This is a genomic window from Vibrio aestuarianus (assembly GCF_028858425.1).
Taxonomy (GTDB): domain Bacteria; phylum Pseudomonadota; class Gammaproteobacteria; order Enterobacterales; family Vibrionaceae; genus Vibrio; species Vibrio aestuarianus.
The window spans coordinates 2,018,254-2,043,425 of record NZ_JAKNYQ010000001.1 but is presented as its reverse complement, the minus strand read 5'-3'; the positions used below and the strand labels follow the sequence as shown (position 1 = coordinate 2,043,425).

The 25,172-nt window shown below is 43.6% G+C and carries 23 protein-coding genes and 1 pseudogene; 10 read left to right on the top strand and 14 right to left on the bottom strand.

Translation table 11 applies throughout. The annotated features are described in order from the left end of the window. Positions 1–13 precede the first annotated feature (13 nt). Positions 14–1,459 carry an amidohydrolase gene (locus tag MCT08_RS09410; protein ID WP_274678306.1) on the bottom strand — a complete coding sequence of 482 codons (1,446 nt, stop codon included), beginning with the start codon at positions 1,457–1,459 and terminating at the stop codon, positions 14–16. A gap of 226 nt (positions 1,460–1,685) precedes the next feature. Beyond that, positions 1,686–1,892: a 5'-nucleotidase C-terminal domain-containing protein gene (locus tag MCT08_RS09405; protein WP_017071845.1), complete on the bottom strand. Its 207-nt coding sequence runs from the start codon at positions 1,890–1,892 to the stop codon at positions 1,686–1,688. Positions 1,893–2,007: 115 nt separating this feature from the next. On the opposite strand from MCT08_RS09405, the gene MCT08_RS09400 reads away from it, so the two are divergent. Both MCT08_RS09400 and MCT08_RS09395 read left to right on the top strand, forming a co-directional pair. Further along, the gene (locus MCT08_RS09400; RefSeq protein WP_274678305.1) at positions 2,008–3,018 is read left to right on the top strand and encodes an IS110 family RNA-guided transposase; all 1,011 of its coding nucleotides are present in this window, start codon (positions 2,008–2,010) and stop codon (positions 3,016–3,018) included. Positions 3,019–3,588: 570 nt separating this feature from the next. Then, positions 3,589–4,512, top strand: a complete 924-nt coding sequence (locus tag MCT08_RS09395) for a restriction endonuclease (protein ID WP_274678304.1) — start codon at positions 3,589–3,591, stop codon at positions 4,510–4,512. Positions 4,513–4,535: 23 nt separating this feature from the next. Here MCT08_RS09395 and tnpC read toward each other — a convergent pair. The 3 genes and pseudogenes from tnpC to tnpA form a co-directional block, all read right to left on the bottom strand. Then, positions 4,536–5,998, bottom strand: a pseudogene (tnpC, locus tag MCT08_RS09390) (IS66 family transposase). A gap of 86 nt (positions 5,999–6,084) precedes the next feature. Further along, the gene (tnpB, locus tag MCT08_RS09385) at positions 6,085–6,432 is read right to left on the bottom strand and encodes an IS66 family insertion sequence element accessory protein TnpB (protein WP_168524632.1); all 348 of its coding nucleotides are present in this window, start codon (positions 6,430–6,432) and stop codon (positions 6,085–6,087) included. Then, positions 6,426–6,734, bottom strand: coding sequence for an IS66 family insertion sequence element accessory protein TnpA (gene tnpA, locus MCT08_RS09380; RefSeq protein WP_274678170.1), 309 nt, complete (start codon positions 6,732–6,734; stop codon positions 6,426–6,428). Before tnpA ends, tnpB begins: the two co-directional genes overlap by 7 nt. 255 nt (positions 6,735–6,989) lie before the next feature. On the opposite strand from tnpA, the gene MCT08_RS09375 reads away from it, so the two are divergent. After that, positions 6,990–8,726: an ATP-dependent nuclease gene (locus MCT08_RS09375; protein WP_274678303.1), complete on the top strand. Its 1,737-nt coding sequence runs from the start codon at positions 6,990–6,992 to the stop codon at positions 8,724–8,726. Positions 8,727–9,039: 313 nt separating this feature from the next. On the opposite strand, the gene MCT08_RS09370 is transcribed toward MCT08_RS09375, so the two are convergent. The 3 genes from MCT08_RS09370 to MCT08_RS09360 form a co-directional block, all read right to left on the bottom strand. After that, positions 9,040–9,705, bottom strand: a complete 666-nt coding sequence (locus MCT08_RS09370; protein WP_274678302.1) for a GntR family transcriptional regulator — start codon at positions 9,703–9,705, stop codon at positions 9,040–9,042. 297 nt (positions 9,706–10,002) lie between these two features. Beyond that, a complete protein-coding gene (locus MCT08_RS09365) occupies positions 10,003–11,517 on the bottom strand; it encodes an aldehyde dehydrogenase (NADP(+)) (protein ID WP_274678301.1) in 1,515 nt (504 codons plus the stop codon). A gap of 12 nt (positions 11,518–11,529) precedes the next feature. Next, positions 11,530–12,531 (bottom strand): 4-hydroxyproline epimerase, encoded by a 1,002-nt coding sequence (locus MCT08_RS09360; protein WP_017066920.1) that lies wholly within the window; start codon positions 12,529–12,531, stop codon positions 11,530–11,532. A gap of 110 nt (positions 12,532–12,641) precedes the next feature. On the opposite strand from MCT08_RS09360, the gene MCT08_RS09355 reads away from it, so the two are divergent. The 7 genes from MCT08_RS09355 (at position 12,642) to MCT08_RS09325 (ending at position 20,532) form a co-directional block, all read left to right on the top strand. Next, positions 12,642–13,907 (top strand): NAD(P)/FAD-dependent oxidoreductase, encoded by a 1,266-nt coding sequence (locus MCT08_RS09355; protein WP_017066921.1) that lies wholly within the window; start codon positions 12,642–12,644, stop codon positions 13,905–13,907. A gap of 143 nt (positions 13,908–14,050) precedes the next feature. Beyond that, complete coding sequence (locus MCT08_RS09350; RefSeq protein WP_274678300.1) at positions 14,051–15,127, top strand: polyamine ABC transporter substrate-binding protein; 1,077 nt, start codon at positions 14,051–14,053, stop codon at positions 15,125–15,127. A gap of 72 nt (positions 15,128–15,199) precedes the next feature. Continuing rightward, the gene (lhpI, locus tag MCT08_RS09345; protein ID WP_274678299.1) at positions 15,200–16,165 is read left to right on the top strand and encodes a bifunctional Delta(1)-pyrroline-2-carboxylate/Delta(1)-piperideine-2-carboxylate reductase; all 966 of its coding nucleotides are present in this window, start codon (positions 15,200–15,202) and stop codon (positions 16,163–16,165) included. 77 nt (positions 16,166–16,242) lie between these two features. Next, entirely contained in the window at positions 16,243–17,157 is a 915-nt protein-coding gene (locus MCT08_RS09340; protein ID WP_016769026.1) for a dihydrodipicolinate synthase family protein, read from the top strand. 123 nt (positions 17,158–17,280) lie between these two features. After that, positions 17,281–18,402: an ABC transporter ATP-binding protein gene (locus MCT08_RS09335; protein WP_016769025.1), complete on the top strand. Its 1,122-nt coding sequence runs from the start codon at positions 17,281–17,283 to the stop codon at positions 18,400–18,402. Then, on the top strand, positions 18,399–19,679 hold the full coding sequence (locus MCT08_RS09330) for an ABC transporter permease (protein WP_017067192.1): 1,281 nt from the start codon (positions 18,399–18,401) through the stop codon (positions 19,677–19,679). Before MCT08_RS09335 ends, MCT08_RS09330 begins: the two co-directional genes overlap by 4 nt. A 4-nt stretch (positions 19,680–19,683) precedes the next feature. Beyond that, positions 19,684–20,532 (top strand): ABC transporter permease, encoded by an 849-nt coding sequence (locus tag MCT08_RS09325; RefSeq protein ID WP_016769023.1) that lies wholly within the window; start codon positions 19,684–19,686, stop codon positions 20,530–20,532. 405 nt (positions 20,533–20,937) lie between these two features. Here MCT08_RS09325 and MCT08_RS09320 read toward each other — a convergent pair whose 3' ends face one another. The 6 genes from MCT08_RS09320 to MCT08_RS09295 form a co-directional block, all read right to left on the bottom strand. Then, on the bottom strand, positions 20,938–21,567 hold the full coding sequence (locus MCT08_RS09320; RefSeq protein WP_274678298.1) for a transposase: 630 nt from the start codon (positions 21,565–21,567) through the stop codon (positions 20,938–20,940). Between the two features lie 204 nt (positions 21,568–21,771). Then, positions 21,772–21,984 carry a hypothetical protein gene (locus MCT08_RS09315; protein ID WP_274678297.1) on the bottom strand — a complete coding sequence of 71 codons (213 nt, stop codon included), beginning with the start codon at positions 21,982–21,984 and terminating at the stop codon, positions 21,772–21,774. Between the two features lie 340 nt (positions 21,985–22,324). Next, positions 22,325–22,603: a 50S ribosomal protein L25 gene (gene rplY / locus MCT08_RS09310; RefSeq protein ID WP_168522349.1), complete on the bottom strand. Its 279-nt coding sequence runs from the start codon at positions 22,601–22,603 to the stop codon at positions 22,325–22,327. Positions 22,604–22,764: 161 nt separating this feature from the next. Beyond that, complete coding sequence (locus MCT08_RS09305; protein WP_274678296.1) at positions 22,765–24,105, bottom strand: ATP-binding protein; 1,341 nt, start codon at positions 24,103–24,105, stop codon at positions 22,765–22,767. After that, a complete protein-coding gene (locus tag MCT08_RS09300; protein WP_053309916.1) occupies positions 24,095–24,754 on the bottom strand; it encodes a response regulator transcription factor in 660 nt (219 codons plus the stop codon). Before MCT08_RS09300 ends, MCT08_RS09305 begins: the two co-directional genes overlap by 11 nt. A 9-nt stretch (positions 24,755–24,763) precedes the next feature. Then, complete coding sequence (locus tag MCT08_RS09295; protein WP_274674792.1) at positions 24,764–25,153, bottom strand: PepSY domain-containing protein; 390 nt, start codon at positions 25,151–25,153, stop codon at positions 24,764–24,766. Between the last annotated feature and the right edge of the window lie 19 nt (positions 25,154–25,172).

The following is a 25,172-nucleotide window of genomic DNA, read 5'->3' as shown; positions in this document are numbered from 1 at the left end:
CTATGAATGCTGCTTAGCCATGATTATGGTCACTGTCACCAAACTGTTCCATGGCGGTATGAAGACAGCAATCGTAGTGCGCAAGCTGTTGATCATTGAGAATGCCACGCGGGTTATTGACGGTATCATTAAGCGAGACATATTTTCGATCGCCTTTCTTGGCGATAAATTCCGCTTTTGCTTGTTCAACCAGTGTGGGTGAGGTCATGAGTTCTAACCCTTGTGCCGCCAATGCGTGTGCTGCGCTCATGACCGCTTTTTGGCCGATGCTCATGCCATTACAAGCGGTACAGCCCCATTGATGTGGTGGAATATATTGTGGCCATGACGCATACATAATCCCCATGGTGGGTACATTCCAGCTAATGTCACCAACATCTGATGAGCCACCAACCTCCACTCCTTGAGGCACGTCCATAATATCGGTAGCCATACCGTGTTCTGGTTTACCCATTTCACGTTGGATGGCTTTCGCAAAATTTTGCTCTTCTTCGGTCCATTCGATCGGGAAGTAGCGCTGCATGTGCTTATTGATCGAGTTGGCTAATACATCATTTGCCAAGCAGTCATAAATTCCGCCCAAATTGGTCATTTCAGAACGCGTTTGAGTCGCGAGTGCCGCGCCTTTTGCGATATCTTCCAGCCAGTCTTTGTGTTTGCGTACATTGTCGGCACTTTTGCCGCGATATCTTACCAATACTTTTGCGTAATCGGGCACGACATTTACCGCCGAACCGCCGTTTAAAATTTGATAATGCAGGCGGCTGGTAGGCTCGAGTTGTTCACGCATCATATTTGCCGCAACAATAAAAACTTCGGCACCGTGCAGCGCGCTACGTCCTTCCCATGGCGCTGCACCAGCATGTGCCGAGGTGCCATGCCATTCAAAAATCAGATCGATTGAGGCGGTAGAGTGGAAGTTAATCGCGCCATTGACCATGGCTGGGTGATTATGTAGACAAATGTCTAGCTCATCAAATACGCCCGTGGCAGCCATGTAATTTTTACCGTTGAGAGACTCTTCGGCAGGGCAGCCATACACTTTAATGGTGCCGGGAATGTTTTCTTTTTCCATGTGGTTCTTGAGGGCGATTGCCGCACCAATGGAAGATGAACCAATTAAGTTGTGACCACAACCGTGACCATTGGTATTGCCTGACTTAGCCGGTGTTTTATAGGGAACCGTGTCATTGCCTAGATCTGGCAATGCATCGAATTCAACTAAGTATCCAATAACTGGAGATCCATTGCCCCAACTGGCAACCCAAGATGTCGCTAAGTCTGCGATATTTCTCTGTTCAATAGTGAATCCGTTTTGCTCCATTACCGCGCTTTGTAACGCTGAGCTTTGAAACTCTTCATAGCTGAGTTCAGCAAACTCCCACACATCTGAAGCCATGTTACAAATAACCTCAGAGAGATCCGCTACTTCTTGGTCAATACTTTTATAGTTAGTCATTCTATTTACCTTTAGCCAATGAGTAATCGAAGAGTGGTTGTTTACTTACCCGACTCTTTGTTGATGACATAAATATTAACCGTTAGACCTCGTCTCAATAAATGCCTTATGACGGACGCAATCCTGCCAATTAAGGTGTGCTTTTACGACTTGCAGGTGGGGGCGGCATCAAAAGCTGTACTCATGGCCGTGGCAGCTTTGATTCTGTATCATCAATGTTTGCGTTTTAATTGTGTTTTGGGAAAGGGAAGCTATTGATAACGTCGCCAAGTGTAATATCACCTGCGGCAATATCTTCTCGGATGCCACCACTATTAGTAAATGCAGCAACTGAATCTGGGAATCGAGCTAAAATCGCATCGGCCGCAAGGTTACCTAGCCTTGAAGATTCACCATAAGATCGAGTTAGAAGTTCGTCCGTTGTTGCAATCACTTCTGATGTTGCTTCTTCGATAGTTAGAAAACGGGGTCAGGTCTAATGAAATGGTTCGCCTCATCGGCACCGACTAAGGTAAAGATGAGAATCAACCCGAAAGAGGCAAACCATTATGACTACTATAGCAACTCTAGGTATCGATATCGGCAAACGTTCATTTCATGTTATTGGCCGTGACGAAAATGAGAAGCAGGTAAAAAAAGCTAAGTACTCTCGCCAAAAACTATTGGAATTTATCGCTAACCTACCTCCATGTTTAATTGCCATGGAAGGTTGTGCTGGTGCTCATTGGCTAGGCCGAAAATGCAAGGAGTATGGGCATGAAGTTAAGTTGATTCCAGCTCAGTTCGTCAAACCGTATGTAAAATCGAATAAGAATGATTTCATCGATGCTGATGCGATATGTGAAGCCGTTTGTCGACCACAAATGCGCTTCATTACACTCAAAACAGAGCAACAACAGATTATTAGTGCGTGGTGTCGTGTCAGAGAAAGTTACGTCGTTGAGAAAACAGCGGTCTCTAACAAAATACATGCGTTTTTTCTGGAATTCGGTGTTTCTCGTTCAAAAGGAAAGAGGTCTCTTAGTGAAATTCCTTTATTACTTGAAGATAGTAAAGCCCCGATCCCTGATGGTTTAAGAGAGATCATTTCTCGACTTTATGATGAATACAAAGCCTTACAACAGCAAATAAAGCAAGTGGAAACTCGTTTAACTGAATTGCTTAAACCAGAGCCTTTGGCGGAAAAACTAATGGAAATACATGGCGTTGGTCTTATTACGACGGCATTACTTATAGCTAAAGTTGGAGATGGTAAGCAATTTAAAAATGGTCGAGAGCTCGCGGCCTGGATAGGGCTAGTGCCAAGACAATATAGCACGGGTGGAAAGGATACTTTGCTTGGCATAAGCAAGCGTGGTGATAGCCATTTACGACGTTGCCTTATACATGGAGCACGCTCCATAATTCAATGGCATAGCGAAAGCTCTCTAAGGTGGTCATCTTGGTTGAAAAAACTTCAATCAACAAAGGCAGCGAACGTTGTTTGTGTCGCGATGGCGAATAAACTAGCACGAATTGTTTGGGCAGTGATGGTCAAAGAACCTCGCTTCCAAGCATAACTTTAGTATTAGCTCGATTTTATGAAACAACAGCTTATGCGACATCGCTGAGAACCTGAAAAAGGCTTAAACGCAATGACGTTGTCGGTCTTGATAGGATGGCGATGTGCGCATTTTCATAGTGGTCTTGGTGAAAGAAGAAAGCCAAACTGAACCCGAATACATTGCCTTTTGCCCTACCAGATCCTAAATAAAAGATCTCCAATGCTAAGAAAACTAAACTCAGAATTGTCCATCTTCGAGTCAGCGAGATCTGCGCTGACTCAGTTATGCCCCAAAGTGAGCTACGACCAATTAGTAACTCAGTTCAAAGAAGCATAATTTGACTTACATTTGGTAATTCCAAAAATGTGGAAGTAAAGTCAGATTACACCTCTATCTAAGTGACCAAATCCAGCGTGCTACTACAGTTCATCTGCATAATTTAACTACTTTCAGCTATCTGACAATATGTCACTTTCTTTTAAGTGATTGATTTTAAAATTTACACAAATAAATCATATGGTACTATATGCATTGCAAGTTTGACGGTGTTCGGTTTAATTGGGGTTACCCTTAATAAGAGGATTTATGGCAAGAATTTGGTTTGCTCCTGGTGATTTTGTAGATCATCTTCATGAGCTAATGGGTTATAAAGCAGGCTTAGCTGCTTCAATAGAGCAAATATGCGACTTGACCTCAGATTCGTCGTATTCGAATGATATTTTAAGATCAGAAAGCCATGGTCTTGCGATTCGCTCAGAAGATTATGAAGACCTTTACTATCATCTTCTCTATAAAATGGGTATTGCAGAGTCTCCGCGCCCGGGATTGTTTACACAGTCTCAGTTTTTCATGCGCCTAGCTAAAGATAAGGGTTTTGACTATATCCAAGATATCCAGAATATCTATAGTAAAAATTATGAGTTAGGAGTAAAGCAAGCTATTAAAAATGGACAAGCTTCCATTAACCCTGAACCAATGATTATGGAAGCGTTTAATAAATATGGCAAAAGTGGTGCAAATGATATTATCGAGCTAATGAAAATGTACGATACACACTTTCAAAATAGTCCGCATACATCAGGTAGATGGGTGGATTGGAAAGACATTATCGATCTCAATGATTTGTTTGAAAAGCACTACCCCACGGTCTCTCATGGCACTTTTCTTGACCAGAGGTTCATAAACTATTTATCTAGTAACTACCATAAAATTGGAGAGATACACTGGAGAAAGTTTGAAGAGCTTATAAGTGAATGTTTTGTTAAATCTGGGTATAAAGTTGAGCTAGGACCAGGTTCAAATGATGATGGTGTAGATATACGAATTTGGAACGAGTCGACCAAAGTGCACCCAGAGTACATTATTCAATGCAAAAGATATAAGTCCAAAATAGATAAAGTTACAGTTAAAGGTTTATATGCGGATGTATTGGAAGAAAAAGCTACTACAGGCTTGTTAGTTACGACATCAGAGTTTAGTCCCGGAGCAAGAAGTACGATTTCTGCGTAAACGCTTAATTAACCAGTGAGGCCTTATTCAGCCTCACGGATTTCTACATTCCATGGCATAAGATCGGTCAGATCATCACTTGAAGAGCGCTTCGGTAATTCCCTGAACAGGTGCACGAAGTAGAAGTACGGATTGATATCGTTAGCGCGACAAGTCATGACTAGGCTATAGAGGTTTGCACTGGCCTTTGCTCCGCCAACTGAAGTTGAGAACATCCAATTTTTGCGCCCAGTCGTAAACGGACGCACATCTCTTTCAGTCACGTTATTATCGATGCTGATATTTCCGTCTGCCAGATAGGTAATTGTGTTTCTTTGATTCCGACCAGCCATTTGTGGAACTCATCAAGAACGGGGCTGGATTTTTGTTGCCTAATCTGCTGTCGTATTTCTGGACTTAGCTCTCTGACTTCCCGTTCAATGCCGTAGAGTTTTCCAATATAGTTCAACGCTTTCTCTACACGGCCCACTTTCTTTGTTGGTTGGGCTTTTTGAGCATCGGTGAACTTACGTCTCACATGTGCCATGCAACCCGCTTGTGTTACTGTTTTCAGTGTGTCATAGGCAGGATATCCATCTGACAGTAGATACCCGGAGTAGTCACCCAAGAAGGTTTTTACACAATTTGCACTTCGACTCGGTTGGTAATCGTAGATGACTACGGGAGTCGTATGGAACTCGCCACTTCGGTAGACCCACATGTAGGATTGACTCTGAGCTGTCTTTCCTGGCTCCGATAGCACCTGTACCGTGGTTTCATCTGCGCAGATAAGGCTTTCTGATAACAGACGGGCTTTCATCTGGTCGATAATGACGTCAATTTTACTCCCTAACTGAACGCACCAGTTTGCCAAAGTACCTCGGCTGATATCGATATTACCGCGTTTGAGGATATCAACCTGTCTGTATAACGGTAATGCATCCACATATTTTGCTGTAACGATGGCGGCGAAGGTTTCTGGGCTGCCGATACTTTTGGGGATCATGCTAGCGGGTCTTGGAGCTGTCACTATCTTACTACTGATTTCGGTATGCTCGCACTGGCGGCAAGCATATTTGGTTCGTTCATGACGGAGCACACTGATTCTCTGAGGGATGATCTTCAGCTCTTCCGAAGTCTCCACGCCACACTTATGCAGTTCATGACCGCAACATTCGCAGTGTGGCGCATTCAGCGTATGCACCTGAACTTCCCGCTCTAACTCTTCGGGTAAAGGCTTACGTCCTTTTTTATGATGGGCTGGCTTGTTCAACGCATTTTGCTGCTCTGCTTCGTTAAAGGTACCTTTAGCCACCTTTTCACTTTGGGAAGAGAACCGTTTGGATTTACTGAGATTGAGTTGCTCAAGTAGAAGTTCCACCCGTGTTTTAAGCTCAGCCATTTCTTCTTGCTGAGCCTGTAGCAGTTTATCCTTAGCCAGGTTGGCTTCCTGAAGCGCTAACAGCATCGCTTTCAGTTGTTCTACATCATCAGGAAGGTCATTCATTTGTCAGGCTCTTGGTCAAGATTATGCTGTTAGTCTGACAGGGGAAAAGGATCGTTCAAGCCCTTTATATCGATCATGGTTTTAGCTCACACTTCAAGACCATATAAGGGCTGGTGAGCCTTAGGATGCTCCAGATTAAGCCCTGATAATAGCCACTGAAGCTGCTGTCTGGAAATAGCTACGTGACCCGATTTATTTGGTTTCGGCCATTTAAAGCGGCCTTTCTCCAGTCGGCGGTAATAAAGCCAGAAGCCATTGGTATCCCAAAAGAGAATTTTGATTTTATCTCGTCCACGGTTGCAGAAGATAAACCAGGCTTCACTGAACGGATCCATGTCCAGTACATCAGCAACAATCAGTGACAGGCCATCAATGGACTTACGCATATCGGTAATACCAGAGACCAGATAAATACCCGAATTTGGTGTTAACACATCAGTGCCTGTAACCAGTTCTGGATTTGGTGTGCTGGCATTTCAGCGGGCAACTCAGCCGTTATTCCTGTTGGTAGTGAGAGCACTACCGATTGAATATTGCTTTTTATTTTCGGTTTATCTTCGATCACAACAGGATGGACAAGCTGACATTGACCCCCGCCGTAAAGTTTTTTACGCCAGTAATAAAAAGTATGTTCCGTCAATTGATTTGCTTTGCAGAACGCGACAATGGATAACTCACTTTGGCTCTGCTGTTCAATGATTTCAGCCCAGAACTGAGGTTTATTGGATGGGTTCATGGTGACTCCTTAGTTATGGAATCACTATGCCGAGCATGCGGAAATATTAGTAGGTGGGGTTAAATCGACGCTTACATTTCTGCTAGAAATTACCCCATTAAGGAAGTTAATGGAGAAAAGGTTTCATTATGGTTGAATGCCTTGAGGACTCCTGGTTCGGGGGTAATTAGGGTATAGCAAACAGTTTAAGAGTGCTTCGTAATGCGTTGCTCACCTTAACAGATCGTCATAGGAATTTAGTTGGTACGAAATAAAATGTCTCATTACATAAAAAAATTAGAAATAGAGAACTACAAGTCTTGTAAAGAATTAACAGTCGTTCTGACTCCATATACACCATTGGTAGGCTACAACAACGTAGGAAAATCAAACATTCTTAGCGCATTAGAATGGTTGGTCAAAGATAAACTATTGACCGAAGGGGATTACAACAATGTTGCTCTTCCTATTGTGGTTGAAGGTGAAGTAGTTGGTGTTACCGAAGACGTACTACAGCGTTTAAATGAAGAGCATAGAGAGCCACTTAGACCATACATTGAAGATGGCATTGTTAGAGTTAAGAGAACTCAGCCAGCGCAGGCGACTAAGAAGTCAGACATTAAACTGGAAATTTATAATTTTGAAATAGGTCGATTTGCCAAAAACCCACGAGGGATTTGGAACGCTATTAAAGCGATGTTTCCTGAGCCAATCAAAATTGGGGCAATGGAAAATGCTGCTGAAGACGCTGGTCGAGCTAAAAGTACTTCGACAATCGGCAAATTGTTAAAAGAGCTTAGTTCATCACTTGCGGAGAATCACGCTGCTGTCGTTAATAGGCATTTAAACGCTATTAGTCGTCGTATGGGAGCTGATGGAAATAGGCGCTTAGAAGAGCTATCAGAGATCGATAATTCAATAAATGAAAAAGTTGAAAATCTGTTCCCTGGAATTAGCCTAAAGCTTCATTTTGATGTGCCGGATTTCAATGAAATTTTTAATGCGGGTACTGTTAAAGTATATGAAAACGATACTGAAGGTAGAGATGTTGCATCTTATGGTCATGGTGCACAGCGTTCCGTCCAAATGGCATTAATTCAACATTTGGCAGAAATAAAGCAAAATGCAGAATCTCCAACAACAACTTTGTTGTTGATAGATGAACCAGAATTGTATTTACACCCATTTGCAATCGAGCAGGTGAGAGAAGCTCTACATACATTGTCGTTAAACGGTTATCAGGTCATTTATACCACGCACTCTGCTCAAATGATTACCGCAGAGCGTGCGCAGCATACTTTATTCGTACGTAAGTCCATAGCTTTGGGTACCCATATTCGTACACCTCTTCGTGATGCTCTTGAGAGAGTTGTCCCAAATGCAGACGCTCAGGCTGGCCACTTATTTTCTCTTAGCCAATCCACTCAAATCTTGTTTGCTAATGAGGTTGTGTTAACTGAAGGAAAGACAGAACTTAGGTTGTTGCCATTTGTATACCAAAAAATTAAGGGGAAAACCTTTGGTCAAAATAACGCAGCTTTAATTGAGACTGGTTCTGTAGATAACATCGGTAAAACCATGAATATTTTGAGTGAAATGGACTTGCCATCAAAATCAATTGTAGACCTAGACTATGTTTTCAAAGGTGCAATCCATAGCAACTTCATTGAGCGTGACGATGAAGATCTAGTTGTCTTACGAGAACTATTACAAAGTCTGCGCGAAGATAATGTAATTGAAATGCGTGGTGATTTACCGAATGCGAAGCACTGTGCTGTCATGGCTCAAGATGAACGGAGTCACGATGCGATTAACTCACTACATGATAAGCTCCGTGATAGTAATATTTGGCTTTGGAAACAAGGAGCAATCGAAGCACACCTTGGTTTGAGAGCAAAAAATGAGAATGAGTGGGCAAGGTTTAAAACTGATGTTGAAAATCCAGATGTTGGCATTCGGAATGCGTGCTCTGACTTTGATAGTGTACAGCAGCTAATTGAGTGGCTTGAATAAATCCATACAAAGAGACGATGGCAAACATGCAGTCGTATTGAGATGCGAGTTTGCCTTATCTCAGCTAATCCATGAAAAGCTAAATTAGAAAATCGCTAACTTAGAAATGTCCAACTTCGAGCTAGTTGACACGGCTAGCTCAGTCATCATCGTTAGCATATGAGATGACTTAGATTTGCCCCATTGGATGAGGCGGTATTGCTAATATTTGTAGCTGTTAATTAGATCTATAGAAGTCAATTTTATCACCTGTGATAGTTGTTCAAATCAACAACTATCGATCGAGGTGCAGCTCAACATGGAGAACGTATCTCTATTGATGGCGTTCAACAAGCAGGTCTCGAATAGCAGCGCCAGCTTCTAGAATGTGTTTCTTGAGAACGTATTTCGCGCCTTCGATATCTCGATTTTTACACATCTCTAATAAGGCTACATGCTCCTTATCGGCTTTTTCTGTTCCTTCAGTGAACAGTAGTTGCATGCGAATATAACGGTCACATTTAGTATTGAGGTTGTAGATGACATCCATAGTTTCAGGCATATTTGCAGGCGAGTAGAGTGCTTTATGCAGTTCATAATTGTGGTTACTCCACTCTTCCACTTCGTCCCCTCGGCTGACCAAATCATCAAAGCGTTGGCGAATTTGGTTAGCGCGTTCTAAATCGTCATCAGTCATATTCTGGATGGCTTGCTCAAGAATATGGCATTCAACAACGGCACGTAACTCAAACAGTTCGTCGATCTTATCCGGTGATAATTCAGTCACCGTAGCTCCTTTATGCGCTTCGAAAACCACTAACCCTTGAGCTTCTAGTTGCATCAGAGCTTCGCGTACAGGAATACGGCTTACATTAAACTCATTTGCTAGGGCGTCTTGCCTTAGCGGTTGGCCAGTTTTAAGCTCACCTTTAAGAATTTTGGCTCGAATAGCCTCTTCAACCAGTTGGGTGCGAGTTTTAAATACAGTTTTTTGTGACATCCAAGTCTCCGACTAGACATATTCATTCGATATTGTATTTAATATACTATTTTACTGTTGGATTGCGACCTTCATGCTGTAGCTTGTCCATTTAATTGGGCGCTATGTCATATGATGATCTGACCTGCCTTTCATTTTTCAATTGCTGAAAAACTTCAATTTGTATTTTATACGCCTTTCTGTGCTTCTGAGTTTCGATCTTTATCGGTCTAGTACATAATGACTGTATTAAAATACTTAGCGCTTTGGATAAGGCCAGCCGTTAATTGGCTGGCTATATAGTTTAAAGTAATGAGTTTAACATCCATCAACCGACTGTCGGAGGTTGAGAGGGTTCTCGCGCTTTAGTGCATCAGGGAGAAGCTCGTCAGGTACGGCTTGGTAAGCAACCGGTCGCAACCAGCGCTTGATTGCTTCCGCTCCAACAGATGTACTGGCCGACATTGTTGAAGCTGGGTATGGGCCTCCATGAACCATGGCATAACTTACCTCGACACCGGTTGGCCAAGCATTGAATACCAATCTTCCTGCCACCTCTTCTAACTGTGGTATTAATTTGGCAGCAATAGAATAGTCTTCGGGTTGCGCCTGAATCGTTGCGGTTAAACTGCCAGCGAGTTCTTTGCTGAGAACTATCATTTCTTGGTCATCGTCACATACGACAATTATCGACTGTGGTCCAAAGATCTCTTCTTGCCATTGAGGATTGTCACGCCATTGTTTGGCTGTAGTTTCAAATACCATGGCCGCAACACTATGGCTTACGGAAGAGCGAGTTTGAATAAGTCCTGGTTGAGACGAACGCTCTAAACACTGTTGAATGTAGTTTTGTTTGATTCCCGTGGTGAGCATTATTTGTTCAGGTAAACATTGGATGCTTTGGCGAACATGAGTAAGGAATTGATCTGTCGCTGTTCCTTTAGTTATGAATACGACGGCAGGCTTGGTACAAAACTGGCCACAACCCATATTCATTGATGTTAGAAATTCATCAGCAAGTGACAACGCATGTTGCTGCATGCGGTGCGATAAGATGAATACAGGGTTAGACGCCCCAAGCTCACCGTAAAATGGGATAGGTTCTACTCTTTGGTTGGCGAGATCGAAAAGTGCGCGACCGCCATGAATTGATCCAGTAAAACCAACCGCTTTAACAAGTGGGTGGGTGACGACCGATTGACCTAACTTGTGGCTAGTGCCTTGCAATAAAGTAAATATTGCTTGTGGCATAGCGAGTTGTTCGAGAGCAGTAGCAATGCATTTCGCCACAATTGCACTGGTGCCGGGGTGAGCAGGATGACCTTTTACAATGACAGGACACCCGGCAGCGAGTGCTGAAGCGGTATCGCCACCAGCCGTTGAAAAGGCTAATGGGAAGTTTGAGGCGCCAAAAACGGCGACTGGGCCTAAAGCGATATTGTGGCGGCGAATGTCAGGCTTTGGTAGTGGAGATCGCTCTGGATTTGCGGTGTCAAAAATAGCGTCTTGCCATAATCCGCCCTCTAGAACATTAGCAAATAAGTTTAATTGCACAGTCGTACGGCTTAACTCCCCGTTAAGCCTTGCCAGTGGGAGGGCTGATTCCAAGTGAGCTCGTTCCACTATGGATACTCTTTTCGCTTCGAGACACTCGGCAATAGTTCTTAGTAATTGTGCTCGATTTATTGGTGACGTGCGACGAAACTGCTGAGTGATTTCGTTTGCAGCCATAGCGGCGAGGTCAACATCTTGTTCATTGTGCTGTGGAAATAGACCTTCTATGGTCTGTTCGGTTGCTGGATTAATTGCAGCAAAGCTATCGGTCTGGTTCATGGAAATTCCTAGTTATTTGAGTTCAAATCCGTGGGCGTACGGGTCTTGGTCATCGACCCAGATAGTGTTGTGTCCGGTTACGTGAGCCCAACCTTCGACACTAGGTAAGATAGCCGCGTTACCGTTTATTTCTGTTGTGTCTTCAATGCGACCTGTAAATAAACTGCCGATGATGCTTTCATGGATAAAATCTTCTCCGATGTTGAGCTTTCCTTTGGCGTGCCATTGCGCCATTCTCGCGCTTGTTCCTGTACCACAAGGGGATCGGTCAAGTGCTTTTTCGCCATAGAAAACCGCATTTTTTGCGCTCGCTCCGGGTTGAGTTGGCTTACCTGTCCAAAGTACGTGTGATACGCCACAAACGGTTGGGTCATCAGGGTGTACACATTCGACCGCTGCAGAAACAGCCTCTCTTACTCTAGGGCTTAGCATTAATATTTGGTCTGAGCTGTAATGCTCCAAACCGAGATAGCTCGTTTGTGGATCGACAATTACGTAGTAATTACCTCCGTAAGCAACATCAACCGTTATGGTGCCAAGCCCTTCAATATCTACTGTAATGTCTTGATGAGCGAGGTAGGCAGCAACATTAAAGATCTTAACCGACGTGATTTTTTCACCCTCTCGTTGATAGTGAACTTCTATTTGTCCCGCCGGCACATCTAAGATCAGTTTTCCTTCTTGTTTCGGAGTGATGAGTTTGTGCTCTAAGGCGGATGTGACGGTACCTATGGTGCCGTGACCACACATTGGGAGACAGCCACTGGTTTCGATAAATAGAATGGAAGCATCTGCGTTGTCACTACATGGAGCTAGAACAACAGAACCAGACATCATTGCATGACCACGAGGCTCAAACATCAAGGCTTGGCGAATCCAATCGAAGTGCTCTAGAAAGTACTGACGTTTCTCGCTCATTGTTTTGCCTACGAGTGGGGGCACACCACCCGCAACCAGTCGAACGGGATTGCCACAGGTATGAGCATCAATACAAAAAAAAGTTCCTTGTCTCATTTCTCGCTCCTTGATAGTGAAATAAGTTGTAGTGCTGAATTTGAATGTTATCTTAATGTTAAGTATATTTTATACAATTTCGTGTGATAAACGTGATAGGGAGCAAAATAATGGTGTGCAAAATTTCATCACCCGACACGAGGGTAGCAGTGATTGGAGGTGGTGTGATCGGTTTGTGTATTGCGTTAAAACTTCAGCTCGAAGGGAAAAAGGTGACAGTATTTGAACGGGCTGATGCGGGTGAAAAGTGCTCAAAAGGTAATGCGGGACATTTCGCAACTGAGCAAGTGTTTCCTTTGGCGAGTCCGAGTTTACTAACCCAGTTACCAAAAATGTTACTTTCAACAAAAAGTCCGGTATCCATCCGCTATCAAGATCTGCATTCCACCTTTATTTGGATGCTCCGTTTCTTGTCTAAAGCAAGAAAATCGCCAACTGAACATGCGACGAAAGCGCTGACAGAACTCAATTCTCACGCGATGAAAAGTTGGCAATCGCTATTGGAACCGGTTGGGTTGTCAGAGCTCATTATTCATAATGGTTCTCTGCTCAGTTTTGAAAACGATACACTGTTTAAGCGTTATCAAACGACGTTAAAAGCACTAGAACGTCAAGGGGTACGTTATCAAATATGGCAGCGTGAAAAATTGCGTGATCAGGTGCCGAATCTTTCTAATAAGATAAAAGTAGGGGTCTTCTTTCCAGACACTTCGCATAGTGTTAATCCTTATAAAATATGCCTTGAGCTAAAGCGTAGCTTTCTGAGTTTAGGTGGCGCATGGATAAATGAAGACGTGATAGATGCTTATTTTGAGTCTGGGCATGGTGTGGTGATTACGCAAAAAAACACTTACTCAACGGATTTTTCTGTGGTGGCATGCGGGGCGGAATCAGTCCCGTTGGTAAAGAAGATTACAGGGGTTTCAATCCCACTTCAGGCCGAACGTGGTTATCACCTTATGATGCCAAATCTGAAAGGAATACTGCCATTTCCCGTTAGTTCGGCAGATAGAAAATTTATCATGACACCAATGGAACAAGGGCTACGTTTAGCGGGGACTGTCGAGTACGCCGATCTCAATTCTCCTCCCAACTACAAGCGGGCAAATATGCTAAAAGGGCTAGCAAAAGGAGTGTTGGCGCAAGATGTGGATCTGACGGAGACGGGTAAGGTTTGGATGGGCAATAGGCCGTCACTTCCTGATTCTTTGCCGATTATTGATTGCGATAAAAGTGGACGAGTTTTGTTCTCTTTAGGACACCAGCATTTAGGGCTTACTCAGGCTGCGGTCACTTCTGATCTAATAAGCCAGCTTATTAATCAACAAAAAACACTGGTTAATATTTCGTCGTTTAAGCTAGATCGCTTTTGTTAAAAAATTTTGAAATTAAATATTGTATAAAATATACATGTACATTATGTTAATAAAAAGTTAAGTAATAACGATGCCTAACAGCGGTATCCAGGCGTCTGAAAACTCGGGATATTCCCGATAAGACAAAAAAGGAGCACAACATCATGTCAAGAAAGACATCCACCTCACTTGCACTTTTGGTATCTGGAATGCTGTTAGGAACAACAGGTGCGGCATTTGCAGAACAACTCACCATCGTTTCTTGGGGCGGGGCATTTACTAAAAGCCAGGTAGAGGCCTACCACAAGCCATTTATTGAAGAGACAGGCGTTAAACTGATATCTGAGGATTTTAGTGGGGGCCTTGCGGAAATTAAAGCGCAAGTTGAAGCGAATAAAGTGCGTTGGGATTTAGTTTCTCTCGATAAACCAGACATCGTGCGGGGTTGTGCTGAAGGGTTATTAGAAACGGTTGACCCCGCTATTCTACCTGCGGGGTCAGACGGTACGCCTGCAGATAAAGATTTTATTAGTGGAGCCATTCATGAGTGTGCGGTGAACACGATAGTGGTTTCTACCGTCCTCACTATTAACGAAGACGCCTTTAGTGGTAAGGCGACACCAAGCAAGCTGGTTGACTTGTTTGATCTCGCTAACTACCCCGGCCGCAGGGCACTACAAAAAATGCCTCAAGGCAACCTTGAGTGGGCACTGATAGCAGATGGTGTAGAACCACAAAATGTATATGAAACGCTTGAAACTTCGGAAGGACGTGCCAGAGCGTTTGCTAAGTTGGATACCATTAAATCAGATGTAATTTGGTGGACGACAGGTGCACAACCGCCACAAATGCTGGCAGACAAAGAGGTAGTAATGGCCTCAGCATTCAATGGTCGTATTCACAGCGCAACCACAGAAGAAGGTCAACCGTTCAAAATTATTTGGGATTATCAATTGGGGTATATGAATGGCTGGGCGATCCCTAAAGGCAGCCCAAATACGAAGCTTGCGCTTGAGTTTATTAAATTCTCTTCAGGTACAAAGCCATTAGCCGATCAAGCCAAATATGTCGCTTATGGTCCTACGCGTAAATCTTCCTCTCAGTTGATTGACTCAGAAATATTGGCCAGCTTGCCAACTGCGCCTGCTAACTTCACGAATGCATTTTTAATAAATGACGAGTGGTGGTCTGACTACGCCGACGAATTGAATGAAGAGTTCAATACGTGGCTGCTTAACTAGGCGTTATTGGTAGAGATCAATGAATACGTGGAGTGGGTTAGCGCGCACTCCACATCAAAAGCGGGAGGAAGAATGGTTTACTTAGAGGCTGAACAAGTTGTTGAAAGTTTATCGATGTCGGGTTTGATCCGCTCGATGCGTGAAACCTATCAAGAACAAGCAACGATTCCTCAGCGAAATGTCATGCCACTTGAAGAAGGAAAATATGATGCGTTTGCCCTACTGCCTGCATGGAACGATAGCTTAGTTACAGTGAAAGCATTTACTTATTTTCCAAACAATTCACTTGAAGGTAAAGACAGCCTTTCCTCTAAAATATTGGCGTTCAACCGAACTAATGGTGAACCGCTGGCATTATTAGATGGAAAGGGACTGACTTATTGGCGAACAGCGGCGGCGTCGGCTCTTGCTGCGGATTACTTAGCTCGTGAAGATGCAGCAACCCTAATCATATGTGGTACGGGCAATCTAGCACCTTACATTGCTTGGGCATATGCGGCGGTGCGACCTTTAAAAAAAGTATTGGTGTGGGGCAGAGATAAACAAAAGGCCGTTCAAGCGGTTGATAGAATTCAATCGGGCAATGAGTATCGGGCAATGCCTATTGGGACTCGTTATACGGTGAATGTCATTGATTCGGTTGATGCGCATTTAGCCGAAGCAGATATGATTTCATGTGTGACAGGATCAAAAAAACCACTGTTCGACGGGCACCAACTTAAGCAGGGAATGCACGTCGACCTTATTGGTAATCATGACCAAGACAAGCGCGAATGTGACAGTGAAACCGTGGCTCGTGCGTCTGTTTATGTTGATAGCAGAATCAATGTATTAGCAGAAGCCGGAGATCTTTTAATTCCAATTAATGAAGGTATTTTCTCAGAGCGAGAAATCAAAGCGGAATTGGCGGACTTATGTTCTAGTCGTCAATTCGGCCGAACATCAGAGCAAGAAATTACATTGTATAAGTCAGTAGGCAGCGCACTGGCTGACCTCGCTGGAGTGAAATTCGTTCTTCAGCAGAAACACATCATTTAGCGGGGTTTTCCCTAACACTATGGAAACATTCAGCGTGTTTTCTTTAATTGCATAAAATATACAAATGGAAGGTAATAATGAAAGTAGATTGGAAAGGTGTCTACCCAGCGGTCAGCACTCAATTTCGTAAAGACCAAAGTATTGACTTGGATGCGACGCAAACCGTTATCGATAATCAGATTAAAGATGGCGTTAACGGCATTATTTGTCTTGGTACGGTCGGTGAGAATTGCGCGTTGTATCCAGAAGAGAAGCGCCAGGTGTTAACCGCAGCACAAGAAGTCGTCGCAGGTCGCGTCCCTCTTATTGCGGGTACCGCTGAAACGATCACTACGGCGGCTGCACAGTATATGCAAGATGCACTTAAGATCGGTATCGACGGCTGTATGGTTATGCCTGCTATGGTTTATCGCACCTCTGACAGTGAGACTGTGGATTACTACAAAACATTGGCGCAATCAACACCAGAGATGCCAATTATGATTTACAACAACCCAGTTTCATACGGCGTTGACGTTAATCTAGATCTCATGGAACAGCTTGCTGAGTGTAAGAGTATTGTCGCGGTTAAAGAGTCGACCACTGATACACGTCGTATTACGGAGCTCTACAACCGTTTCGATGACCGCTTTACTGTATTCAGTGGAGTTGATGATATTGCCTTAGAGTCACTGATGTTAGGTGCGACGGGTTGGATTTCTGGTTTAACCAATGCGTTTCCTGCTGAATCAGTGGCGATTTACAAACTAGCGAGTCAAGGTCGATATGCTGAAGCGTTAGACATTTACCGTTGGTTCCTGCCACTGCTTCGTCTAGATACTATTCCAACGTTAGTTCAGTGCATTAAATTAGCCGAGCAGGTGTGTGGTCGAGGCTCTGAACAAGTACGAGCCCCACGTCAGCTGCTTAAAGGAAATGAACGTGCAGAGGTTATTTCGCTTGTTGAACAGGCGATTGCTACTCGACCAGATTTGAGCAAGTACAACCTGTAAAGATACATATGTATGGCGGGCACAGTGCGCCCGCCTTAATCCAGTTAAGTAAACGGCTTATTATGATGTTAAGTCTGTTACTTATCTGGATTAAACCTACGATTCGATAGAAAGGGACGATCAATGACATTGCAAAAGGAATACGTCAGCTTCCAACATGTGCAGAAGACTTATGATGGTGAAACGCTAGTAGTGAAGGACTTTAATCTTGCCATTGAGCCGGGAGAGTTTGTCACAATGCTTGGTCCATCTGGGTCGGGGAAAACCACTTGTTTAATGATGCTGGCAGGATTTGAGACCGCAACCGGGGGAGAAATCTACATTGATGGCACTCCTGTCAACAATTTAGCACCACACAAACGTGATATTGGCATGGTGTTTCAAAACTACGCCTTATTTCCGCATATGACGATTGCTGAAAATCTCGCCTTTCCTCTTAAAGTAAGAAAACTGCCGGAAGAGCAGGTCAAAAATAAAGTGGCTGATGCGTTGAATATGGTCGAACTCAACCATGTGGCGAATCGCTATCCTAAGCAGCTATCTGGCGGTCAACAGCAGCGTGTAGCATTGGCTCGCGCTTTAGTATTTGAACCTAAGCTGGTCTTAATGGACGAACCTCTAGGTGCATTGGATAAGCAGCTTCGTGAACAAATGCAAATGGAAATAAAACACCTGCATGAAAAGCTTGGGATTACCATTTTGTACGTCACCCATGATCAAGATGAAGCACTAACGATGTCAGATAGGATTGCCGTATTTAACAATGGATCCGTTCAACAATTGGCCTCGCCGACAGAATTGTATGAGTCTCCGAGTAACGCCTTTGTCGCGCAGTTTATTGGCGAAAACAACCAAATTAAAGGTGTGGTTGAGCTGCTCGAAAATGAGAGTTGTACGGTACAAGTTGGAAGCAAAAGTGTCCTGGCCACACCTGTTGCGGTTAATCAGCGCAATCAAGCGACTTTGCTGTCTATCCGGCCTGAAAAGATTTCAATATCTCCAAAGCGAGATCAATGTAACAACATCGTTACCGGTACCTTGAAAGAACTTATCTACCATGGTGATCACCATAGGTTAGTTATTGATGTAGCTGAAATAGGCGAGTTAATCGTTAAAGTGACTAACTCACGTCGCCACGAAACCCGCTTTACTCCCGGGTCAGACTATACTGTCGGTTGGCATAGCGTAGATTGTCATGCTCTCGATTGTGACTCGATTACTCAACCACTAGGAGCGGTGGCATGAGTAGAGAATTAGATAGTTTGGAATCGGTAACGTCGTTAAAGCGCCAATTGACAAAGCCGCCAGTGACATTGAAAGCACAGTTGCAACGAGCTGAGCGTAAGAAGCAAACCCGTTCAGTATTGTTAATTATACCGCTCGTTGCATTTATCTGTGTGACCTTTGCCTTTCCATTGGTCGAAATGCTTTATCGTAGCGTGGATAACCAAAGCGTGCCGAAAGCGTTTCCTGAGACCGTTGATTATATAAAACAGTGGGATTATCAAGGTTTGCCACCGCTTGAGATTCAGCAGACATTTATGGCTGAGCTGAAACGGGCTCATCAAGACAAATTATTGCCAAAGTTAGCGAGTAGGTTAAATATTGAAGTATCGGGAATGCGTAGCTTATTGATGAAAACGGGCCGAAAACTCAATAAAGATAATGTCTTCCCTACTTCTCTAGAAGAGATAAGCAAGCTCGATAAACGCTGGGCCAAGCCGCAATATTGGTCAGCGATTAAGACGTTAAGCTCCTCTTATACACTAAGCTATTATCTGGCTGCATTAGATATGCGTTATGATGAGTCTGGCTCGATAACCATGCAGCCAGAAACGCGTCAGGTCTATGTTGATTTGTTTATCAAAACCTTCGGCATGTCGCTGGTGATTACTCTCATTTGCTTGGTGATGGCTTACCCAGTTTCTTACCTTTTGGCTAATTTGCCAGACAAAAAAGCGAACCTGCTACTCATCGTTGTACTTTTACCATTCTGGACTTCATTGCTGGTACGTACTACGTCTTGGATAGTGTTATTACAGAATCAAGGGGTGTTGAATGACCTGTTGATTTGGTCTGGTTTGAGCGATGAACGCTTAGCGATGATCCACAACACCTTTGGTACCATTGTCGCGATGGTACATATTCTGCTGCCATTTATGATTTTACCTTTATACAGCGTTATGAAAGGCATAAGCCCAAGCTACTTTCGAGCAGCACGCTCTCTAGGTGCAACTCCTGCTACCGCCTTTATTCGAGTCTACATGCCGCTTACCGTACCTGGTGTTGGCGCAGGTGCATTGTTGACTTTTATTCTTTCGATTGGCTTCTACATCACACCCGCCTTAGTGGGGGGAAGAAGTGGACAGATGATTTCCAACATGATTGCCTACCATATGCAAACGTCGCTTAACTGGGGAATGGCTGCGGCGCTTGGTTGCTTGTTACTCGGAGTAGTCACTCTGTTGTTTTACGTGTTTAACCGTATTGTCGGCATCAACAATATTAAGGTTGGAGGATAACGAAATGTCTTTACCGAGTTACTGCAATAAACGTGAGCATGTCGCGTATTATGGCTACATTGGATTTTGCACGTTAGTGTTTCTGTTTTTAATTGCACCCATTTTGATCATCGTTCCTCTTTCTTTTAATGCAACACCTTACTTCACTTTCACACAAGGAATGCTGAACCTTGACCCCGAGGCGTATTCAATGCGCTGGTATGTTGAGATGATAGAGAATCATCAATGGATGATGGCGCTTAAAAATAGTACCTTGATTGCGCTAAGTGCCACCGTAGTCGCGACAACGTTAGGAACGTTAGCCGCCATTGGTTTAGCGGCGAATAATGTGCCGTTTCGCAGTGCGATCATGGCCTTTTTGATTTCGCCGATGATTGTTCCAGTGATAATCTCTGCAGCTGCAATGTATTTCTTTTACACCCGATTGGATTTGTCTCAGACCTTTATAGGAATTGTGCTCGCGCATGCAGCATTGGGTACACCGTTTGTGGTCATCACCGTGACGGCGACGTTGAGTGGTTTCGACCACAGTTTGGTACGTGCGGCATATAGCCTTGGTGCCAATCCTATCTATACCTTCAGACGTGTAACGTTCCCACTTATCCGTCCTGGAATGATCTCTGGCGGATTGTTCGCGTTTGGAACGTCATTTGATGAGGTGGTGGTGGCGTTATTTATCACCGGAGTTGAGCAACGTACTGTTCCTCGTCAAATGTGGTCGGGTATCCGAGAACAGATTAGCCCCACAATTTTGGCCGTGGCAAGCTTACTTATCTTGATGTCGGTTGCGCTTTTACTGACTTTAGAGGTGTTACGCCGCCGCAATGCGAAAATCCGTGGCATCAGTGAATAGTTGATTCAATATAAGAACCTATGAATGTACAAATTGATGGGCAAGTTCTAGGATTCAATTGTCTACAATGCTGCCGTTGAAAGCTTTTTCGAGCATATCGAAATGTTCTACAACGTAAATCGAAGGCATGGTTCCAATAATCAACTGTCGTCTGTAGAGTATGAAGAGCAATATAAAAGAAGGCTCACTAGCGTCTGTGATGTGGTGGCTATTCAATTTGTATAAATGAATAGCCACCACTAAATCTCGAGTGTTGAACAAGCCGGAAGCTATTTTTTAAGTAAATTGTTTATGCTAGTTTGGCAAGCACCGATCTGCACCAGGTAAGCAGCACACTTTGCTAAGTGACTTAGACTCTACATACTTGTAGTTATTCATTACCTCCTAATTTAACCTGAGATCGGTTTAAGCCATCGCCATCAATCCTGATTTTTCAGTGGTTGTTATGTTCAACGATGGCTTTTCTGGTTTTAGGCAGTACGCAATTAACCCACCAAGTAAGTTCAACATGAATCCATGCAGACTCCTGTGTCTAGAATGCTCTATCTGAGAAATATTCTTTAGTTGGTCGTTGATGGTTTCAATGATGAACCGCTTAGACAACATTGCTCTGTCCCAAGCCGCTAATACCTTCGGTTTCAATACCTTGTGTCTTGGTATGCGTAGGTTATGGCAGACTTTAATACTTGTAGAATCAATAAACTCAATACCAGTAGGCTCACCTTTCACGTGAGTAAAAAAAGAACTTAGCGGGATAAGAACTGACGGCATAACTTCCAGAAAACGGGTATAGCTAAGCAACGTCGGGAACTCATTTTTGTAGTATCGGTGAATAATACCAAGATAGTAATTCTTAAAGTCACGCTGGTGCGACATATGGAAAGCAATAACGATGGTCATTATTTCGCTTTCAGACATACGACCTTTGCGGTTGCGTTTTCGTTCGCCACTTTCAAGCTGAAGTTTTTGCCACTGAGGTAGAAAAGCCTTACAAAAGTCGTCGACATGGCAGAATAGGTCAGTTAACTTTTTCATAGCTGGTTCCTTTGCGATGATTTCCTTTTTAGTCGAAAGATCTGATCGCAGAACCAGCTTTTAGTTCCTGCCTATTTTTATCCCGAGTTCAGGTTAATTTAGTAGAGCCGCTAGCAAGGTTTTGTCCAAAAATGAGTTAGTCCCTTAGGTCAATTTAAAGATAAGCAGCTGCGAATGATCACTTTATTCGTGGCTGCAATCTTCTTAGACTTCATCTAACCCCATCTCTGCCTTAACCAACTCCGCCAACTCATCTGCATGCGCAGTATGAGCGTCTAATCCTTCGAGTAGCTCTTGCTCGGTAAAAGTCTTGTTATCCATTTCTGTAGCCTCACCAGTAAGCGGTTTAACCGAAAGTATATCACTGATGTGGGATTTACTCGGAAACCGTTTAGAGGCTCTTGGAGGTACTCTCATACATGTTCTAGAGTTAACGAATAAAGTAGGGAGAGTGGGGCTATGATTTGAGTCGTGGTAAAAATGGGTCTAAGATAGTTGAGAGAGAAACTACTGTATAAGTCCACTATTCGTCCACACTTAATCCACCCAAAAATTATGTGGTTATTGTGGAGTTGGGTAAAGTGGCGATGTTTCAGTAAGTTGAAGAGAATTGAGAGCGTTTTTGAGGGCTCAAAAACGGTGAAACCCCGATGTTGGTAGCATCGGGGTTTCGAATTTTTAGATTTTTCGGATGGTAAGGCCGATAGTCTTTATGCAAAAGGTTGGATTTAATCCAAACTAATTCCTTGGTAGGAAATTAGATACGGATGAAGTCCATGTGCTCAACTTTTGGCTTGAACGCGTGACGTTGAACATCTTGTGGCTTAACCTTAACTTCTGCGCCATCAATTACTAGAGTAATTGCTTCGTAGAATTCAGGTTTGTCCATTTGGTTGATCACTAGAGCGTGATCCAGTGCGATAGCAACAGGTGCTGCTTCACCACCGTAAACAACTGCTGGGAATTTACCAGCGTGACGTAGGCGGCGGCTCGCACCTTTACCTAGTTCAGTACGTAATACTGCTTCGAATTTCATAGTTTTTACACTCAAATTAGTAAAAATAAACTTCATATCGGCAATGCGACCTTGCTGATATGGTATAGCTCTGGTTGTTGATCAATGATTACAACCAAAACGAGCGCGGATACTAGCATTCTATCGCTGTTTGAGCAATAAAAAATGCGGTTCAATCAGCCCTAGACTGTACGTAAGGTTAACATTGCTTGTAAACCTCCCATCGGACTGCGCGATAAAGTCAGCGCGCCACGGTAACTGTGTGCCATTTCACTGACGATATTTAAGCCAAGCCCAGTGCCAGCTGTCGTCTCATCGAGCCTAATACCTCTTTGCACTGCCTTGGATAAATCTTGTTCCGCTATACCTGGTCCATCGTCTTCTATATAAATATCAACCCAACCTTTTTGGGCCACTTTTGAATGGACACGTACTAACGAACGTGCCCATTTATAGCTGTTTTCGAGTAGGTTACCGAGCATTTCATCGAGGTCTGTGGGGTCAACCGCCACATCAAGCTCAGAATCGAGCTCGTTGACAAGTACAATGTCTCGTTCTGCATAGACCTTATCAAACGCCATAGAAATTGCGTCAACACGTTCACAAGGGTTCGCTTTGACTGCCAGAATATTGGTCGACCCTGCCATGCGAGCTCGTCCTAAGTGGTAGTCGATCTGTTTTTGTAATTGCTCAACGGGTGTACGCAGTTTTTCTTGTTGAGAGGGCTCTAGGTGATCAATTTCGTTTCTGAGGACTGAAATTGGTGTTTTTAATGCATGCGATAAATTGCCGGCATGCTGTCGTGCGCGTTGCAAAAGTTCTTGATAGTGGAAGAGTAGCGCATTTAAGTCATTAACTAATGGAAAAACTTCCTTTGGATATTCGTCACTGAGTGCTGATTTTTCACCTTTGCGCAATACGGCGAGTTCACGCTGCATTTTGTTTAATGGACGAAGAGACCAGCTTACCTGAGCACCAATTAACAGTAACACTCCACTAAATAGCAAACCTAAAATCATCCAAAGTTGGCTAATGACACTATTGAGAGTTTCTTGCAATGGCGCTTCATCTAATCCAATCGTGATGGTAATCGGGCCAGAAAAATCCGGTAAGTAAACGGTGCGTTCAATCGCGGTAAGCTTTTCGTCTTTTGCGCCCTTAACGATATTTTTTAATCCATGTTTCTCTAGAATTAAACGCTTATCCCACAGCGAACGAGAGCGGATCGATTGACCGTCTACTGATGCCGTCCAGTACAAACCACTGTATGGTTGGTTAAAACGAGGATCGGAGAGGCGAGTCGAAAGGACTAGGTTGCCTCTGTTATCGGCCTCTAAGTTGGCGGTGATTTCGTCCATCGCTAAGCTAAGTTGACTGCGCACATCATCTATCAAATAGTCTTTGACCAGAGTTGGAATACCAATGCCAGCAGCTAATATCATCGCACTAAGCCAAAAAGTTGCAGCGAATAATAAGCGACTCTTTAAGCTGAGGCGTTTGAATGTCACGTTTTTATTTGGCATTCAGCTGGTACCCCAGGCCTCTTACCGTTTTGATGATGTTGTTATTGATTTTCTTACGAATACGCCCAATGAACACTTCAATCGTATTTGAGTCACGATCAAAGTCTTGTTTGTAGATATGTTCAACCAGTTCGGTGCGTGAGATGACTTTGTCTTGGTTGTGCATGAAATAGGCAACCACTTTGTATTCTAAGGCGGTCAGGCTGACTGCTTGTCCTTGCCACATCACTTTGGAACTGCGGGTATCGAGACTTAAATCTCCGATTTGCATGATAGGTGAAGCGTTACCCGATGCTCGGCGCAGCTGTGCGCGTATGCGAGCGGTCAATTCGACCATCTCAAACGGTTTGGTTAGGTAGTCATCAGCACCTGCATTTAAACCCTCAACTCGTTGGGTTAATGTGTCGCGCGCACTGAGGATCACAATTGGAGTATTGATGTTTTCATCTCGAATGCCTTTCAAGACAGTCAAACCATCGATTTTGGGTAAACCTAGATCGAGGACAATAACGTCCCACTCTTCAGAGGTGGCACGATAAAGAGCATCAATACCATCTTGCGATAACTCAGGTACCCATCCCGTTTGTTCAAGGGATTCTATGATCTGTTCACCAAGACGAGCGTCGTCTTCAACCACCAGTATTTTCATTTTTGTTCTCTATTTTTTGATAATGCCACGTATATTTCGACCACGAATTTCCATTAATTCGAGTGTAGTGGCATTGTATTCTACGCGAATAACATTATTGTCGTGTACCAGCTTCAACTCATATATCCATTCGTCATCATCTTCATCTAATTCGACTTTAATAACGCGGCCATTCAGTTCTTTATCAATAGTGGCGTAAAGTTCAGAAAAGGGGCGAATTAGACCATTTTGAACCGCTGCATAGACTGCATCTTGATCTTCATCGATGTCTACTTTTGTACCGGCTTTGTATGTGTCTTGAACCAAATGGTTAACATCATTATCGCTCGCAAATACAGGCGGTGATAACGATGAGAATAGCAATAAGCTCGTTATGACTTTCATCGGTTTAATGTGCATGTTGTGAGCCCTTCAAACA

What these genes read in the sequence shown, in the direction of transcription:
- MCT08_RS09410 (WP_274678306.1), bottom strand. Translation starts at nt 1,459, where the DNA reads ATGACTAACTATAAAAGTATTGACCAAGAAGTAGCGGATCTCTCTGAG.
- MCT08_RS09400 (WP_274678305.1), top strand. Translation starts at nt 2,008, where the DNA reads ATGACTACTATAGCAACTCTAGGTATCGATATCGGCAAACGTTCATTT.
- MCT08_RS09395 (WP_274678304.1), top strand. Translation starts at nt 3,589, where the DNA reads ATGGCAAGAATTTGGTTTGCTCCTGGTGATTTTGTAGATCATCTTCAT.
- tnpA (WP_274678170.1), bottom strand. Translation starts at nt 6,734, where the DNA reads ATGAACCCATCCAATAAACCTCAGTTCTGGGCTGAAATCATTGAACAG.
- MCT08_RS09375 (WP_274678303.1), top strand. Translation starts at nt 6,990, where the DNA reads ATGTCTCATTACATAAAAAAATTAGAAATAGAGAACTACAAGTCTTGT.
- MCT08_RS09370 (WP_274678302.1), bottom strand. Translation starts at nt 9,705, where the DNA reads ATGTCACAAAAAACTGTATTTAAAACTCGCACCCAACTGGTTGAAGAG.
- MCT08_RS09365 (WP_274678301.1), bottom strand. Translation starts at nt 11,517, where the DNA reads ATGAACCAGACCGATAGCTTTGCTGCAATTAATCCAGCAACCGAACAG.
- MCT08_RS09360 (WP_017066920.1), bottom strand. Translation starts at nt 12,531, where the DNA reads ATGAGACAAGGAACTTTTTTTTGTATTGATGCTCATACCTGTGGCAAT.
- MCT08_RS09355 (WP_017066921.1), top strand. Translation starts at nt 12,642, where the DNA reads ATGGTGTGCAAAATTTCATCACCCGACACGAGGGTAGCAGTGATTGGA.
- MCT08_RS09350 (WP_274678300.1), top strand. Translation starts at nt 14,051, where the DNA reads ATGTCAAGAAAGACATCCACCTCACTTGCACTTTTGGTATCTGGAATG.
- lhpI (WP_274678299.1), top strand. Translation starts at nt 15,200, where the DNA reads ATGGTTTACTTAGAGGCTGAACAAGTTGTTGAAAGTTTATCGATGTCG.
- MCT08_RS09340 (WP_016769026.1), top strand. Translation starts at nt 16,243, where the DNA reads ATGAAAGTAGATTGGAAAGGTGTCTACCCAGCGGTCAGCACTCAATTT.
- MCT08_RS09335 (WP_016769025.1), top strand. Translation starts at nt 17,281, where the DNA reads ATGACATTGCAAAAGGAATACGTCAGCTTCCAACATGTGCAGAAGACT.
- MCT08_RS09330 (WP_017067192.1), top strand. Translation starts at nt 18,399, where the DNA reads ATGAGTAGAGAATTAGATAGTTTGGAATCGGTAACGTCGTTAAAGCGC.
- MCT08_RS09325 (WP_016769023.1), top strand. Translation starts at nt 19,684, where the DNA reads ATGTCTTTACCGAGTTACTGCAATAAACGTGAGCATGTCGCGTATTAT.
- MCT08_RS09320 (WP_274678298.1), bottom strand. Translation starts at nt 21,567, where the DNA reads ATGAAAAAGTTAACTGACCTATTCTGCCATGTCGACGACTTTTGTAAG.
- MCT08_RS09315 (WP_274678297.1), bottom strand. Translation starts at nt 21,984, where the DNA reads ATGAGAGTACCTCCAAGAGCCTCTAAACGGTTTCCGAGTAAATCCCAC.
- rplY (WP_168522349.1), bottom strand. Translation starts at nt 22,603, where the DNA reads ATGAAATTCGAAGCAGTATTACGTACTGAACTAGGTAAAGGTGCGAGC.
- MCT08_RS09305 (WP_274678296.1), bottom strand. Translation starts at nt 24,105, where the DNA reads ATGCCAAATAAAAACGTGACATTCAAACGCCTCAGCTTAAAGAGTCGC.
- MCT08_RS09300 (WP_053309916.1), bottom strand. Translation starts at nt 24,754, where the DNA reads ATGAAAATACTGGTGGTTGAAGACGACGCTCGTCTTGGTGAACAGATC.
- MCT08_RS09295 (WP_274674792.1), bottom strand. Translation starts at nt 25,153, where the DNA reads ATGCACATTAAACCGATGAAAGTCATAACGAGCTTATTGCTATTCTCA.